Below are 15,848 nucleotides of genomic sequence, written 5' to 3'. Positions count from 1 at the left end.
ACAGCGGAACCGCCCAATTATTGGCAGAGGGCCAGATGTACAGTCGGGGTCGTGTCCAAATGTCAGACCTGACCCCGAATTTGCATATGCTGGACTGAACCAAAGCCGCAACATATTTACACGCCAGGATTGTGGCAATAGCGGCAAGCTTGCTACCATGGGCTGCCCGGGGTTATCTCTACCGCCGGCCCACCGCAAAGGAACCGCGCCATGTTCGCCCGTCCTGCCATCCAGTCCCGCCTCTTGCTGACAATTTGCGCCCTCGTCGCCGAAACCCTGCACATCGGCTGGGAATACACCCATGGCGGCGTGCTCGCCCACCACCTGCTGGCCAACCCGGAGCTGCCGGCCATCTCCAACTGGTGGGGCTTGCTGGTCGTGCCGCTGCTGGTGTGGCACCTGGTGGGGCGCATCCAGCGCCGCGCCCACACCCTGGTGCAGGCCGGCAGCCGAGAGCGCTTCCGCAGCCTGGCCCAGGTGCGCTTCACGGTCGCCCTGCTGTGGGGCGCGGCGCTGGCGCTGGCCTTCACGCTCGGGCATCCGGCCGTCACTTTCATCTTCTTCGGCGCCTTCGCCGCGGCGCTGTTCGTGCACGCCTACCGCGCCGAATACGTGCTCGGCTTCGCGCTGGGCATGACCTTCACCTTCGGCGCCGTACTGCCGGTGCTGGTCGCCTCGGTGATCGCGGCCTGCTCCTTCCTGGTCCATTTGCTGGCCGGCGCGGCGATGCGGCTGGCCCGGGGCGGCCGCGCGCGCGGCGCCGGCCTGCCGTAAGGCCTTACATCTGGCGGAACAGGTGGGCGTAGACCGGGCTCACGCGCGGCTTTTCCGGGCGATTCTTCAGGGTGAGCATCACCTTGCCCATCGTGTCGCGCCCGGCGCTGGCCACGCAGGCCAGGTTCACGACCATGCTGCGGTTGACCTGGCGGAAGCGCGCCGGGTCCAGCTGCGGCAGCAGTTCCTTCAGGGGCATGCGGATCAGGGCTTCGTGGTCGGCCGTCGCCACATTCACATACTTGTCGGTGGCCTGGAAGAACACCACCTCGCCCACCGGGATCATGCGCACCATATTGCCCACCGCCGCGCGCACGATGTCCAGCTGCTGCGGCGCCGCACTGGCCGGAACCAGCGCCTGCAGCCGGCCCACCAGCTGCGCCAGCGGGTCGGCCTCCTCGTGGCGGCTGGCCAGCAGCGACTGCAGCCGCTCGACCGTGCGCGCCAGGCGCGCCTCGTTCACGGGTTTTAGCACGTAGTCGGCGGCGGCCTGCTCGAAGGCCTGCACCGCGTAGTCGTCGTAGGCCGTCACGAATACCACGTGCGGGAACGGCGCCGGCCCTTCCCAGCGTTCGGCCAGCTCCTCGGCCGCCTCGATGCCGGTCTGGCCGGGCATCTTGATGTCCAGGAACAGCACGTCCGGCGCCAGCGCCAGGGCCTGCTCCACGGCGGCCACGCCGTTCGGCGCGGTGCCGACAATCTCCAGGGCGGGCCAGAGCCTGTGCAGGGTCATCGCCAGGGTCGCGGCGAGGATCGGTTCGTCTTCGGCAATCAGGGCGCGGATGCTCATGCGGTCTCCAGGGGCAGGATGAGGCGGGCCAGCGCGCCGTGCGGCTGGGCCGGGGCCAGTTCGATCGAGGCGCGCCCGCCATACAGGACGCGCAGCCGTTCGCGGGTGGTGGCCAGGCCCACGCCGCCGCCGGCGCTGCCCGGCTTCCGCGCCAGGCCCAGGCCGGTGTCGGACACCTGCAGTTCCAGCATGCCGCCCTGCGCATGTGCGGAAATCCTGATCTCGCCGCCCTCGATCTTGGGCTCGAGCCCATGCCGGATCGCATTCTCGACCAGCGGCTGCAGCAGCATCGGCGGCACCCGCAGCTTGCGCAAATCCTCCGGCAGCTCGAGCCGGTAGCCCAGGCGCGCGCCCATGCGCACGCCCATCAGGCCGAGATAGGCCTGCATGGCGGCGAATTCGGCTTCCAGGGTCGTGCTCGCGGAGCGCGAGGCGCCCAGCGTGGCGCGCAGGTACTGGATCAGCTGGTCGAGCATCGTGTTGGCGCGCGCCGGGTCGAGCGCGATCAGGCCCTGCAGGTTGGCCAGCGTATTGAACAGCATGTGCGGCTCGATCTGCGCCTGCAGCAGCTGCAACTGCGACTGCAAGGCCTGGCGCTCGATGGTTTCGGCGCGCAGCCGCGCCTCGCCGTGGGCCCGCTCGGCGCGCCGCAGGCGCTCGCGGTGCTCCACCATCAGGGTCATGAGCATGAAGCCGATGAAGGTGAACAAGATCATGCTGATGCGCTCCTGCGACGGATAGTCCGGCAGGCTGGGCAAGCGGTGGCCGAAGACGGTGGCGCCCAGGTGCATGCCCACCCAGTGCGCCAGCGGCGCGGTAGCCAGCATGACGCCGGACATGGCCAGCCAGGGTCCGGGACGCCCGCGCAGCTCGGGCCAGAAGCGCAGGCGCACGAGATCCACCAGCGCATAGCCGGGCACCCCGATGCACAGCGAGTACACCAGCTGCTCGTGCAGCGTCTCGGGCCGGCCCACCGTGAGCACGATGACGACCGCCGCCAGCGCGCTGACCACCACGGCCATGCCGAGATCGCGCAGCAGCATGGCCTTGATGCCGGAAGGCGGGGATCCGGGAAGGACGGGCTGGACTTGGCTTGTCATGCTGTCACTCGCTTTCACGGCTGGAATGCCCCGCATTCTGCCCAGCCGGTGCTATTCCGGCAAGCCGGCTGCGATGAACTCGCGGCTGCGTGCCGTGAACCGGCGTCCTGGTCGACCGGATTGTGGCGCTGGCGTCGCGCGGATGCATATATCTGGTGTCATATTCAGGGTCTTTCCTGTAGGATAATGCCTTTGCTTGGTAACAGCTCAGCTCGCTTCTTCCAGAAGAGTCCGTGGAACCACAAGTTTCACCCGACGGCGCCGCATACCCTGCAGTCAGACAACTAGCGTCGGGGAATTCGGCTGAGCCCGGTTCCCTCCAATGGAGCTTATGGAGCGATCCCAGCAACCACGCGCACCCAGCCGCCACCGCGCCGCCCTCGCCTGCATGGCCGTGGTGCTGGCGGTCGCCGCCACCGAGGCGGTGCGCTGGACCCGCGCTGCCCACGCCGCCGCCGCGCCGGCCAAGGCCCAGGCCCTGCAGGCGGGCCGCGTCACCCTGTCTGAACTTTCCCGTTCGCTGATCCCGATGCCGCGCGGTACGCCGTCGGCCCACGCCAGCGCGATGGCCACGCTGCCGGGCGACCGCATGCTGACCTTCTGGTGGGCCGGCAGCCGCGAGAGCGGCCCGGACGTCAAGGTCTACGCCTCGCAGTGGCATAACGGCAAATGGGGTGCGCCCTGGGAAGTGGCCAGCCGCGCGTCGCTCGGCCGCGCGCTTGGCTACGGCGTGCGCCGCATCGGCAACCCGGTCGCCTGGACCAGCCCCGACGGCAAGATCCACCTGTACGTGGTCGCCACCGGCCTGGGCGGCTGGGCGGCCTCGCGCGTGGTCCACATGGTCTCCAGCACCGAAGGCGCGTCGTTCGAGGTCAAGCGCGTGCTGCCGATGTCGCCCCTGTTCAATACAAGCGTGCTGGTGCGCACCTCCGCGGTCGGCCTGGTGAACGGCGGCTGGTGGCTGCCGGTGTATTTCGAGATCGGGATCAAGTACCCGATGCTGATGGCCTTCGATGCCGATGGCGAGCCGACCGGGCTGGGACGCATCGGCGCGCGCACCACCACGCTGCAGCCGGCCATCGTGCCGGGAGCCGGCACCGAAGTGCGGGCATGGATGCGCGACGCCAGCGACGAGCGCCGCGTGCAGCAGGCCTACAGCCGCGACGGCGGCGCCAGCTGGGAAGACCTGCCGCCGCTCGAGCTGAATAACGAAAGCACCTCGGTGGCCGCGCTGCGCCTGGCCAATGGCGACTTCCTGATGCTGCATAACCACATCCGCAGCGGCGGCTCCTCGCGCAGCCTGCTGCGCCTGTCGCTCTCGCAAGACGGCCGCACCTGGCGCACGGTGGCCGATGTCGCCAGCGGCAGCGCGGGCGACGAATTCTCCTATCCAACGATGCAGCAGGTCGGCAAGGAGCTGCACATCACCTATACCCACCAGCGCCAGGCGATCGCGCATCACCGGTTCCGGATCCTGATCGGAGAAAACATCTGATGACGCTGCCTGACCTGTCGTGGCAATTCGCCTATGGCCGCCTGGCCTGGGCGCTGGTTCTTGCGGCGCTGCTGGTGGCCGCCTGGCCGCCCGCATGGCGGCTGCCGCGCCGCGCGCTGGCCGGCATCGCGCTTGGCGCGGGCGCCCTGGTGCTGTTGCCGGGCGAGGCTTCGCCGGCCTGGCACCTCGGCCTGGCCTTCCAGTATCCGAGCGGCGTGCTGGCGGGGCTGTGCCTGGCCAGGCTGCTGGCGCGCGCTACCGGCCATCCGGGCGAGCCGCCGCCGCGCGCACTGATGCCGCTGCCGCTGGCCGCCGTGCTGGCCGCCACCGGCGCCGTGCTCTATCTCGACGCCTTTGGCCTGCTCTCGCGCGGCTACTACTATGCCGGCTTCGGCCAGGGTGCGGCGCTGTGCGCGGTGCTGCTGGCCGGCGCCTGTGCGCTGGCGATACATCGCGGCATGGGCCGCCTGCCTGGCTGCGCCATCCTCGGCGCCATCGCCCTGTTCTCGCTCGCCCGCCTGCCGACCGGGAACCTGTGGGACGCCCTGCTCGACCCGCTGCTGTGGGGCTGGGCGCTGGTGTCCCTCGGGGCCACGGCCGTGCGCGCCCTGCTGCGCCGCGCCGGCCGCGCGGCCGCCGCCGGTGCGCCGCTGGCCGGTGCAGAACCATATTTACCAATGAAGGAGTAGTTTGTGGCAAACCGGAAGTGGCTTACCCATCCCGTCATCGCGACGGGGATCGCAATCAACGTGTTCATCATGGCCTGGGCCATCATCTGGTCCGGCGACACCGCCAAGCTGTGGCGCCTGCTGGGCGAGGACGGCATCGTCGAATGGATGCAGTTCCTGTGCTTTACCGTCATCGCCGGCCTGCTCGCCTTCGCCTTCAGCGAACGCCTCAAGCGCGGCGGCGCCTCCTGGCTCGAGCTGCTGGCACTGGCCGGACTGAGCGCGCTGTGCGCACTGGCGGCGCTGGAAGAGATCAGCTGGTTCCAGCGCATCCTCGGCATCCAGTCGCCCGAGTTCTTCGTCGCCAACAATCGCCAGGCCGAGACCAACCTGCACAACCTGGCCGTCGGCAGCGGCAGCCTGCACAAGAACGTGCTGCTGAAACTGATCTTCATCGCCGGCATCACCCATAACCTGATCCTGCCCATCGTCGCGCGCACCAAGCCGGGCGTGCGCCGCTGGGTCGAGTCGCTCGGCCTGTACCTGCCGCCGCTGTCGGCGTCGGTCATCTACCTGGTGCTGGTCGCGCTGTCGCACCTGCTGATCGAGCATCCGCGCAAAGGCGAGCTGGGCGAGACCTTCGGCGCCGTGCACTACCTGGCGACGGTCTTCGCGGCCTACTTTGCCGGCGTCGCCTACGAACGCCCGACGCTGTTCGAGAACGCCGCCGATATCCGCCGCCTGTCGAAGCTGTTCGCGATGTGGATGGCCTTCCTGCTGCTGGTGGGCTGGCTGCTCAGCGCCGGCGCCGGCGCCACCGGCGCCTGATCCCCGGCCCGCCCAGCGCCCCGCCATGACCGCCATCGCAGCGCCGCTGCTGCCCACCTGGGCAGCGCGCCCGCCCCTGCTGGCCCGCCTGACCCGCTGGGCCGGCCCCTATGCCAGCGTTCTGCAGATGGCGCTGGTCGGCCTGGTCCTGCTGTCGCTGTCGCGCGCCGCGCTGGTCGCGTGGCAGTTGCCGCGGGTAGCAGCCACCGGCCAGCTGGGGGCGGTGTTCCTGCAGGGCGTGCGGGCCGACCTGATCCTGCTCGGCTACTGGCTGGCCATTCCGGTGCTGCTGGCGCCGCTGTCGGCCTTGCCGCGCGCCGCGCGCTGGTGGCGCCCGTTCATGGTGGGCTGGGCCACGCTGGCGGTGGTCGCCATCGTGTTCATGGAACTATCCACGCCCCAGTTCATCATGCAGTACGACGTGCGCCCGAACCGCCTCTTCATCGAATACCTCGACCGGCCGCAGGAAGTCATGGCGACCCTCTGGAACGGCTTTCGCACGGTGCTGCTGCTCGGGGTGAGTGTCACCATCGCCCTCGGCTACGCGCTGCACCGCGTGCTGGCCGGCGCCTCGCACGGGGCTGCGGCCTGGCCGGCGAAAAAACTGTTGCTGACCTGGCCGCTGGTGGTGCTGGTGGTGTTCGTGCAGGTGCGCTCGACCACCGCGCACCGCCCGGCCAACCCGGCGCTGTTCGCCATTACCCAGGACGCGCTGGTCAATTCGCTGGTCATCAATTCGTCCTGGTCGGTGATCGATGCGATCACCTCGCTGCGCAAGGAAGCCCGCTCCTCGGAGATCTACGGCCCCTTCCCGCGCGAGCAGGTATTCGCCCAGGTAAGGGACGCGCCCTGGCTGCGCGACTACCAGTTCACCAACCCGCAACTGCCGACCCTGCACCACCAGGGCGCCGCCATCACCCGCGAGCGGCCGCTGAACCTCGTCATCGTGCTGGAAGAAAGCCTGGGCGCGACCTTCGTCGAATCGCTCGGCGGCGTGCCGGTGACGCCGGAGCTGGAAAAACTCAAGGGGCAAGGCTGGTGGTTCGAGCAGCTCTACGCCACCGGCACCCGCTCGGTGCGCGGCATCGAAGCGGTGGTGGCGGGCTACGCGCCGACGCCGGCGCGCAGCGTGGTCAAGCTGTCGCTGGCGCAGCAGAATTTCTACACGCTGGCGGCCGGCCTGGGCAAGCAGGGCTACCACACCGAATTCGTCTACGGCGGCGAAGCGCACTTCGACAATATGCGCAGTTTCTTCACCGGGAACGGCTTCCAGAACATCGTCGACCGCGAGGACATGCAGCCGAAGTTCGAAGGCAGCTGGGGCGCCTCGGACGAAGACCTGTTCGACAAGTCGCTGGAACGGCTCAAGCACCTGCACGCCCAGGGCAAGCCCTTCTTCAGCCTTATTTTCAGTTCATCGAACCACGAACCGTTTGAATTCCCGGATGGGAAGATCGCACTGCACGAGCAGCCGAAGCAGACAGTGAACAACGCGGTGAAATACGCCGACTACGCGCTCGGCAAATTCATTCGCGAGGCAAAAAGGCAGGACTACTGGAAGGATACCGTGTTCCTGATCGTGGCCGACCACGACAACCGTGTGTACGGCAACGCGCTGGTGCCGATCAAGAAGTTCCATATCCCGGGCCTGATCCTGGGCGCCGACATCCAGCCGGAACGCATCAAGACCATCGCCAGCCAGATCGACCTCGCTCCCACGCTGCTGTCGCTGCTCGGGGTCTCGAGCGAACACCCGATGATCGGCCGCGACCTGGTGCGCGACCGCAGCTCGCCGGGGCGCGCGCTGATCCAGTTCGAGAATTATTTCGCCTACCTGGAGGGCTCGGGCGCCACGGTACTCAGGCCGGGCAAGGCGCCACTGCTGGGGCGCTACGATGCGGCGTCGGGGAATTTCGAGGTGCGCAGCGAGGCGCCGGATCCGACGCTGGTGAAGAAGGCGATGGCGCATGTGGTGGCGCCGTCGTTGATGTATCGGGAGAGCTTGTATCGGCAAAGCCCGTAGAGCGATTCAGCCTGCTTTCACCACCAGCTTTTGAACCGTCGCTCCGGCGAAGGCCGGAGCCCAAGTTCGTGCTGTAGCCACTACAATCACACTTAGCTGCTATGCATGCAAATTGGGTCCCGGCCTGCGCCGGGACGACGTGCTTCTGTTGCGGGACTACCGTGTTACATCAGAACCCGTAGTTCGCACGGGCGTAAATGAACCGTCCCGAACGACCAAATGGCGCATAGTTCGCAAACGGCGTATTGCCCGTCGTGTTCAGCGCCGGCGGTTGCGTTTCAGGATACTGGTCGAACACATTGTCCGCACCAATGGCCAGCGACAGTTTCGGCGTGACGGCGAAGCGCCCCTCCAGGTCGACCACGGTCCTTGGCCCCATCCAGAAGTCCAGCGCCGCGCTGGTGCCGGCCTGCAGCACCTTGCCGTAGCGCGTGGCGCGGAAGGTCGCGCCCCACGGGCCCAGTTTCCAGTTCACGTTGGCGCTGATCTTGTTCTCCGGCTGGCCCTTTTCCAGCGACAGCACGTTGAGGCGGTCGAACAGGATCGGGGCGGTGCCGGGCAGCGAGGACAGCTGCGTGGTGGTCGGCACCTTGGTCACCTTGGTGTCGGTGAAGTTGCCGGCCACCGTGAAGTCCAGGTTGCCCGCGCCGGCCAGTTTCATCGGCCAGCTTACCACCACGTCCACGCCCTGGGTGCGGGTGTCGACGCCGTTGATGAAGAAGCGTCCGCCGCCCACGCCCACGAAGCCCTGCGAGGCGATGTAGTTGAAGACGTTGGTCTGGGTCAGGTTCTCGGACAGGATGATGCGGTCTTCGATATCGATGCGGTAGGCGTCGATGGTGATGCTGAACGGGTCGAAGCGCATCACGGCGCCGAGCGAGGCGTTGACCGACTTTTCCGCTTCCAGCGGCTTGGCGCCGAGGGCCACCGCCACCGGGTCGGTCGGGCGGAAGGTGGTGATCTCGAACGGCACGCCGTTGATGAAGTTGGTCGAGGTGGCGGTGAAGTTCTGCTGCTGCGGCGACGGCGCGCGGAAGCCGTTCTGCACCGCGCCGCGCAGCGCGAAGGACTTGCTGAAGTCGTAGCGCGCCGACAGCTTGCCGGCCAGGCTGTCGCCGAAGTCGCTGTAATGCTCGGCGCGCAGGGCGGCGGAGGCCAGCAGCTGGGGCGTGATGTTCGCTTCGAGGTCGACGAAGGCGCCGATGGCGTTGCGGTGGGCGTCGACTTCGTTCGATGGACGGAAGCCCGGGAACACCTGGGCGCCCGGTGCGGTCGGCGCACCGCCCGGCAGGCGTTCGGGACCGGCGCGGTAGGAGTCCGGTTCGCCCGCGAACAGCTCGTAGCCTTCGCGGCGCGCTTCCATGCCCAGCGCCAGGTTCAGCGGCGAGGACAGGCCGGCCACGTCGAGCGCGCGCACGCCGGTGAGGTTGAACACCAGCTGGTCGTAGGCGTAGCCGCCGGCGTCGAACTCGGTCTTGCTGGTCGGGCCGATCGAGCGGTTCAGCGTGTTCTGGATCTCGTACTGCATCTTGTTCTTGCCGTAGCCGAGCGACGCGTCCATGTCCCAGCTGCCCAGCTGCCAGGTGACGCCGCCGGTGGCCGAGAAGTCGTCCACCGTCGGCGCGATGATCGGCAGGAAGCCGTCCGGGTAGATCGAGATGATGTTGCGCGCGTCCTGGGCCGGGCGGAAGAAGCCGCCCGAGCGGGCTTCGCGCTTCTGGTAGCTGGCCCAGCCGTACAGCTTGACGCCGCCGCCCAGGTTGCTGCCGGCGTTGGCGAACAGGGTTGACTGTTCCAGCTCCGGGTCGCCATACCAGGCGTTGAAGCGGTTGATGGTGTTCTCGCGCGGATCGAAAGCGCCGCTGGCCAGGCGCGGGTACTGCTGGCGCATGTCGTAGCCGCTGCGTTCGGTGCGGTGCTGGTCCTTGAATTCGGCGGCGATGGTCAGGTAGCCATCCTCGCCCAGGGCCAGGCCCTTCCACAGGCTGACGGTGGCGGTCTGGCCGTCGGTACGCTCGCGCGAAGCTGGCGCGGTCCAGGTGCCGCCGGCCGGGGCGGCGCTGTTCCACAGTTCGTATTCGGTCTTGCGCGCGCCGTAGGTGACGGCCGCTTCGCCGCCGCTGCGGTTGGTGCGCAGGCGCAGGTTGACCACGCCGGAGATCGCGTCCGAGCCGTATTGGGCGGCGGCGCCGTCGCGCAGCACCTCGACGCTTTGCACGATGGCGGTCGGTATGGTGTTCATGTCCACCGCGGCCGAGCCACGGCCGATCGAGCCGTTGACGTTCACCAGCGAGGAAGCATGGCGGCGCTTGGAGTTGATCAGCACCAGGGTCTGGTCGGGCGCCATGCCGCGCAGGGTGGCGGGACGGATGGTGTCGGTGCCGTCGGTGATGGCCGGTTTCGGGAAGTTCAGCGACGGCAGGGCCATCGACAGCGCCTGGGTGATCTCGGTGCTGCCGGAGTTCTTGAGGGTGTCGGCGGAGATGATGTCGACCGGGGCCGCGGTGTCGAGCGCGGTGCGGTTGGCCACGCGGGTGCCGGTGACGACGACGGTGGCGGCCGGGCCGGTGTCAGGGACCGCTGCTTCCTGGGCCTGGGCGACGCCTGAAAACAGCGAAGCGATGGCCAGGGCGACGACTGTCTTTTCCGTTACGTGTTTCTGCATCTGGTTTTCCTCTTGTAGTGAAATCGCGCCGGATCGGGACATGAGGGCGCCATTTGATACTGGTGGGCACGCCCGAGGATGTCAATTCGTAAAGTTTCTTAGGGGCATATTTACAACAGCGCCCCGCACGTCAGGATCATGTAAGCCAGACAAGCTCTCGCGAGCGGGCACGGAACCGTCACGAACGCGTATCCTTATGCAGGCCCTTGCCATCATGGTTCTCTCAACACCACGGATTACACCCATGGACGAAACGCTCTTTCCCGGATTTCGCCGCATCCAGGTCGATGTCGGCCAGGACATCCACATCAACGCCGTCGTCGGCGGCGAAGGCCCGCCGCTGCTGCTGCTGCACGGGCATCCGCAGACGCATGCGATCTGGCACAAGGTGGCGCCGGTGCTGCGCCGGCATTTCACGCTCGTTGCCTGCGACCTGCGCGGCTATGGCGATTCGTCCAAACCTGCCGGCGCGGCCGGCCATGTCAACTACAGCAAGCGGACCATGGCGCAGGATGCGCTGGCGGTGATGCGGCAGCTCGGTTTCGCGCGTTTTTCCGTGATGGCCCATGACCGCGGCGCGCGCGTGGCGCACCGGCTGCTGGCCGACCATCCGCAGGCGGTCGAGCGCGCGGTGCTGCTCGATATCGCGCCCACGCTGGCGATGTACGAGCAGACCTCCGACGCTTTCGCGCGCGCCTACTGGCACTGGTTCTTCCTGATCCAGCCGGCGCCGCTGCCGGAACGCCTGATCGAAGCCGACCCCGCCGCCTACGTGCGCGACGTGATGGGCCGGCGCAGCGCCGGCCTGGCGCCGTTCGATGCGCGCGCGCTGGGCGAATACCGGCGCTGCCTGGCCCTTCCCGGCACGGCCCACGGCATCTGCGAGGACTACCGCGCCGCCGCCGGCATCGACCTGGAACACGACCGCGCGGACCGCGACGCGGGCCTGCAGCTGGCCGTGCCGCTGCTGGTGCTGTGGGGAGAACACGGCGTGGTGCACCGCTGCTTCGATCCGCTGGCCGAATGGCGCAAGCTGGCCTCCAACGTGGATGGCGAGGCCCTGCCCTGCGGGCACTACATCGCCGAGGAAGCGCCGGATACGCTGCTGGCGCGCGCGCTGCCTTTCCTGCAGCGGCCAGCCGGCGGCGCGTGACAAACCGAGGATTTCTGCGCTCTTGAAAATGGTATCGTTGGTGACGCACCGGTCGCTAGAACCGGGCACTGGCGGAAAACCCTGAAAGAGAAAAGAATGAAGAAACTGTATCTCGTGATTGCCCTGGCCGCGGCCATCGGCGCACTGGCCACCGGCTGCACCATCGTCGACACCGGCGAAGTGGGCCTGCGCGTGAACTTCGACAAGACCATCGAGCCGGACGAACGCATCGCCGGCAGCTTCAACCAGACCCTGGTCGGCAGCGTGCTGACCTTCCCGGTGAAGGATGTCAGCGTCGACGTGCAGAACCTGACGCCGCTGGCGGCCGACAATTCGACGATGAAGGAATTCGACATCAGCGTGATCTACAACATCACGCCGTCGTCGGTGTCGGACCTGTACATCAACAAGAGCCGCTCCTTCCACATGGTCGACAAGACCGGCGACATCTACCTGATGCATTCGTACATCTACCAGACCGCGCGCAATGCCGTGTACAAGACGGCGCGCAAGTACGAGGCGCTGAACATGAACGACAACCGGGCCCAGATCGAGCAGGAAATCCAGGAGATCATGTCGACCACGCTGAACGATGAAAAGCTCAACGGCATCGTGATATCGCAGGTGCGCGTGGGCAGCATGGTGCCGAGCGACGCGGTCAAGGCCAGCGCCGACAACCTGGTGGGGGCCAAGAACGAAGAAAAGACCAAGGAAGTCGAGGTCCAGATCGCGAAGAAGGAAGCGGAGCGGATCGCGGCGCTCAATGCCAATGCGGGTGCGATCAGCTACATGCAGGCGCAGGCGCAGATGAAGATTGCGGAGGGAATCGCGGAAGGCAAGGTGCAGACCGTGGTGATACCGTATGACTTCAAGGGCATGGTCAACGTCGGCACGAAGTAAGACCGTAGGGTGGTCGGCTTCGCCGACCGCGCGTTCGACCACGGCATGCATGTCCGCTGCGCCGAGCGGCGCTGGACGCGCGGCCGGCATAGCCGCCCACCCTACGATTCACCACCGGCCCGATCGCGCTGCTGGCCTTCGTGTTCGGCGACCAGATGCAGCAGGCCGTCCCCCTCGGCATGCTGCCGCCCGGCTGGGGCGCGCCGGCGTACATCAGCGCCGAAGTGCGCGGGGGCGCCGCCAGCATGGTGCGCGCGCTCACGCTGTCGATCCTCATCATCACCTCAATCCGGTGCGCATCGCCGAAGCGCAGGAAAAGGCGCGCAAGGCGGGCGTGTCGGACCGCGCCAGCTTCCCGGTGGGCGACCTCCGAAGTCGATGGGCGCGCGATTGACTACTGGACCATCAGCGAGGCCAATAAACGCGCCGTGAAAACCTGATCCTGGCGCTCACCGAGCGACGGGCGGCGGCCGATAGGTCTGGCCGTGGCGCATGACGAAGAAGGCGTCGTCCGCGATGCCCTGCGCCGCGCGCGCCGTGGCCAGGTCGCGCGGGGCCTGGTCGAGCCGTTCCTGGCCCATCGGGAAGGTGCCCCAGTGCATGCCAACACTGTGGCGCACCCGGAGTTCGCGGTGGATGCGCACCGCTTCGTCCGGGCTGACGTGCGAGTTGCGGTACCACACTGGCTGGTAGGCGCCGATGCCGATTGCGGCCAGGTCGAAGCCGCCGGTAAAACGGGCGGCGATGTCCTGGATGTCTTTCGAATAGCCGAGGTCGCCGGAGAAGAAAAAGGAAAAGCCCGGCCGGGTGACGGCCCAGGCGCCCCACAGCGTCTCGTTGCGGTCCCATGGCGTGCGCGAGGACCAATGGTGCACCGGCAGCAGTTGCAGGTCGAGGCCGCGGAAGGCAGCCTTGTCCCACCAGTCGAGCCGGGTGATATGCGCCTTCTCGCCGCCGGTGATGTTTTCCGCCAGCCACAGGTCGATGCCCAGCGGCGCGAACAGCATCGGCGGCCCGCCGGGCTGGCGGTACAGCGCGCGCAGCGAGTCGACCGACAGGTGGTCGTAGTGCGAATGGCTGATCAGCACGGCGTCGACATGCGGCAGGTCGGCCAGCGCAACGCCCGGCGGCTGCTGCCGTTTCGGTCCGGCGAAGGACAGGGGCGAGGCGCGCTGGTCGAACACCGGGTCGGTGAGGATGTTCACGCCGTTACCGGTCTGCAGCAGGAAGGTCGCGTGGCCGATCCAGGTCAGGGCCGGCTGCGCCTTATTGGCATGGATGAATCCCAGGTCGGGCTGCACCGTCGCGATCGGGGCCAATGGCGCGCGCTCGGAGCCGTCCGAGGTCCAGTTTTTCAGCCGCCCGGCCCAGCCTTCGAAGAAGCCGCTCGGCGGGCGCAGGTAGGCGGGGTTGGGCGGGTAATTGTTCTTGAATCCTTGCGCCGTGTGGTGCGGCTTGCCGGCATCGTAGTACGGATTCACGCTCGTGCAGCCGGCGACGAGAACGACAAGGGCGAGTGCGGCAATGCTGGCGGGGTGGCGCATGACGGGCTGGGCAGGAGGAAAACACGAGTATAAGGGATGCGCCCTGGTGCAGCGTTCGCCGGCCTTGCAAAGGAAATTTGCACAATTGGCAATTTATGCAAATAGTGTGTGCACCCTGCCGTTGCGTATTTTGTCATTTCCTAATGATTGCCAAGCCTGTAAGCTAGTTGGCCCAGCGCAAGCTGGCGACCGCCCTTGGCCCCATCCCACGCCCCGGGCGCTCCCGACCGGCCACAAGCCGGGACATCCCGTGCACGTCCACTGTCATTCTGCTACCGTATCAGGGTTGCCAACAGTGAACCGAGCCCATCCGGCAGGCTCCCGCGCCCACTACGCGCGCGGCAGGCCGGGCGAGGAGCATTCCGTGCCCGCTCAGATACAACTTCTTCAACTAATTTGGCTATTGAAATGACCCCTTCGACAGACACTGATATCGGTCTCCCCCTCGACATGATCATCTTCGGCGGCGTGGGCGACCTGGCGATGCGCAAGCTGCTGCCTGCGCTCTACATGGCCTACCTGCACGGCAACCTGCCTGCCCAGACCCGCATCATCTCGACCGGGCGCCAGGAGTTCGACCGCGAAGCCTACCTCGCCCACGTCGAAGCGCATTCACGCTCCTTCATCGCCAGCGAGAACTTCAACGACAAGACCTGGGACGGCTACCTGCAGCTGCTCGACTACGTCCGGCTGGACGTGCAGCAGGCGCCGGACTTCGGCGCCCTGGCCCGGGCCACCCATCCGGGCGGGCAGCGCGTGTTCTACCTGTCTACGGCGCCGGCCCTGTTTACCACCATCTGCGACAAGCTGGCCGATGCCGGCCTGGTCGACGCGCAAGCCCGCGTGGTGCTGGAAAAGCCGCTCGGCAACGACCTCGGCTCCGCGATCGAGATCAACGAAGCGGTCGGCAAGCACTTCGCCGAGTCGCAGATCTACCGCATCGACCACTACCTGGGCAAGGAAACGGTGCAGAACCTGATGGTGCTGCGCTTTGGCAATTCGATCCTGGAACCGCTGTGGCGCGCGCCGAACATCTCGAGCGTGCAGATCACGGTGGCCGAGGAAGTGGGCGTGGGCAGCCGCGCCGGCTTCTACGACAGCACCGGCGCCATGCGCGACATGGTGCAGAACCACTTGCTGCAGCTGCTGTGCATCGTCGCCATGGAGCCGCCGACGTCGCTCTCGCCCGACGCCGTACGCGACGAAAAGCTGAAAGTGTTGCGCTCGCTGCGCCGATTCGGCCTGGCCGACATCGCGCGCGACACGGTGCGTGGGCAATATACCCACGGCGTGAGCGGCAACCAGGAAGTCAACGGCTACCTGGAAGAGAAAAACGTCCCGGAAGGCAGCAAGACCGAGAGCTTCGTCGCCGTGCGCGCCCACGTCGACACCTGGCGCTGGTCCAAGGTGCCGTTCTACCTGCGCACCGGCAAGCGCATGCAGCGCCGCTCCTCCAAGATCGTGGTCGAGTTCGCGAATCCGCCCTTCCCGCTGTTCCCGGGCGCGCCCGGCGGCGTCGCCAACCGCCTGGTCATCGAACTGCAGCCGGAAGAAGCGATCAAGCTGCAGATCATGGCCAAGGAACCCGGCAGCGGCATGCAGATGCAGCAGGTGGCCCTGAACCTCGACCTGCAATCGGCCTTCCAGCAACGCCGCGCCGAAGCCTACGAGCGCCTGCTGATCGACGTCGTCCGCGGCCGCCTGACCCACTTCATGCGCCGCGACGAACTGGAAGCGGCGTGGTCGTGGGCGGACCCGATCATCGAAGGCTGGTCGACGCTGGGCGAGAAGCCGCATCCGTATCCGGCCGGGTCGTGGGGGCCGGCGGAATCGTTCGCACTGCTGGCACGGGATGGGTTTGCCTGGGTTGAATAAACCGATTCCGCAGGGTGGGCGGGTCTCCCGTTC

General features: G+C 67.3%; 13 protein-coding genes. 9 read left to right on the top strand and 4 right to left on the bottom strand.

What is annotated here, in order from left to right:
- Nucleotides 1–210: 210 nt before the first annotated feature.
- The gene (locus BM031_RS12365; protein ID WP_091874871.1) at nt 211–774 is read left to right on the top strand and encodes a hypothetical protein; all 564 of its coding nucleotides are present in this window, start codon (nt 211–213) and stop codon (nt 772–774) included.
- A 4-nt stretch (nt 775–778) separates the two neighbouring features.
- On the opposite strand, the gene BM031_RS12360 is transcribed toward BM031_RS12365, so the two are convergent.
- Complete coding sequence (locus BM031_RS12360; RefSeq protein ID WP_091874870.1) at nt 779–1,564, bottom strand: LytR/AlgR family response regulator transcription factor; 786 nt, start codon at nt 1,562–1,564, stop codon at nt 779–781.
- A complete protein-coding gene (locus BM031_RS12355; RefSeq protein ID WP_229408837.1) occupies nt 1,561–2,664 on the bottom strand; it encodes a sensor histidine kinase in 1,104 nt (367 codons plus the stop codon). The genes BM031_RS12360 and BM031_RS12355 overlap by 4 nt, the downstream gene beginning before the upstream one ends.
- Before the next feature lie 331 nt (nt 2,665–2,995).
- On the opposite strand from BM031_RS12355, the gene BM031_RS12350 reads away from it, so the two are divergent.
- From BM031_RS12350 to BM031_RS12335, 4 genes are read left to right on the top strand one after another with little or no spacing between them, the layout of a single operon-like run.
- Complete coding sequence (locus tag BM031_RS12350) at nt 2,996–4,159, top strand: exo-alpha-sialidase (protein ID WP_091874868.1); 1,164 nt, start codon at nt 2,996–2,998, stop codon at nt 4,157–4,159.
- Nucleotides 4,159–4,848 (top strand): hypothetical protein, encoded by a 690-nt coding sequence (locus BM031_RS12345; protein WP_091874867.1) that lies wholly within the window; start codon nt 4,159–4,161, stop codon nt 4,846–4,848. Before BM031_RS12350 ends, BM031_RS12345 begins: the two co-directional genes overlap by 1 nt.
- A 3-nt stretch (nt 4,849–4,851) precedes the next feature.
- Complete coding sequence (locus tag BM031_RS12340) at nt 4,852–5,655, top strand: hypothetical protein (protein ID WP_177207741.1); 804 nt, start codon at nt 4,852–4,854, stop codon at nt 5,653–5,655.
- Nucleotides 5,656–5,680: 25 nt separating this feature from the next.
- Nucleotides 5,681–7,678 (top strand): LTA synthase family protein, encoded by a 1,998-nt coding sequence (locus tag BM031_RS12335; protein ID WP_229408834.1) that lies wholly within the window; start codon nt 5,681–5,683, stop codon nt 7,676–7,678.
- A gap of 169 nt (nt 7,679–7,847) precedes the next feature.
- Here the strand turns inward: BM031_RS12335 and BM031_RS12330 are convergent, their stop codons facing one another.
- Complete coding sequence (locus BM031_RS12330) at nt 7,848–10,343, bottom strand: TonB-dependent receptor plug domain-containing protein (RefSeq protein ID WP_091874866.1); 2,496 nt, start codon at nt 10,341–10,343, stop codon at nt 7,848–7,850.
- Between the two features lie 244 nt (nt 10,344–10,587).
- Here BM031_RS12330 and BM031_RS12325 point away from each other — a divergent pair, with 244 nt between their 5' ends.
- From BM031_RS12325 to BM031_RS25535, 3 genes are all read left to right on the top strand, one after another.
- Nucleotides 10,588–11,496, top strand: a complete 909-nt coding sequence (locus BM031_RS12325) for an alpha/beta fold hydrolase (protein ID WP_091874865.1) — start codon at nt 10,588–10,590, stop codon at nt 11,494–11,496.
- 96 nt (nt 11,497–11,592) lie between these two features.
- The gene (locus tag BM031_RS12320) at nt 11,593–12,396 is read left to right on the top strand and encodes an SPFH domain-containing protein (RefSeq protein WP_091874864.1); all 804 of its coding nucleotides are present in this window, start codon (nt 11,593–11,595) and stop codon (nt 12,394–12,396) included.
- Nucleotides 12,397–12,551: 155 nt separating this feature from the next.
- Nucleotides 12,552–12,836, top strand: coding sequence for a hypothetical protein (locus tag BM031_RS25535; RefSeq protein ID WP_177207740.1), 285 nt, complete (start codon nt 12,552–12,554; stop codon nt 12,834–12,836).
- Nucleotides 12,837–12,845: 9 nt separating this feature from the next.
- On the opposite strand, the gene BM031_RS12310 is transcribed toward BM031_RS25535, so the two are convergent.
- Complete coding sequence (locus BM031_RS12310) at nt 12,846–13,940, bottom strand: MBL fold metallo-hydrolase (RefSeq protein WP_091874862.1); 1,095 nt, start codon at nt 13,938–13,940, stop codon at nt 12,846–12,848.
- A gap of 408 nt (nt 13,941–14,348) precedes the next feature.
- Between BM031_RS12310 and zwf the strand changes: the two genes are divergently transcribed.
- A complete protein-coding gene (gene zwf, locus BM031_RS12305; protein ID WP_091874861.1) occupies nt 14,349–15,815 on the top strand; it encodes a glucose-6-phosphate dehydrogenase in 1,467 nt (488 codons plus the stop codon).
- Nucleotides 15,816–15,848 lie beyond the last annotated feature (33 nt).

It is taken from the genome of Massilia yuzhufengensis, assembly GCF_900112225.1.
Lineage (GTDB): Bacteria > Pseudomonadota > Gammaproteobacteria > Burkholderiales > Burkholderiaceae_D > Telluria > Telluria yuzhufengensis.
This window is presented reverse-complemented; position numbering and strand designations above follow the sequence as displayed.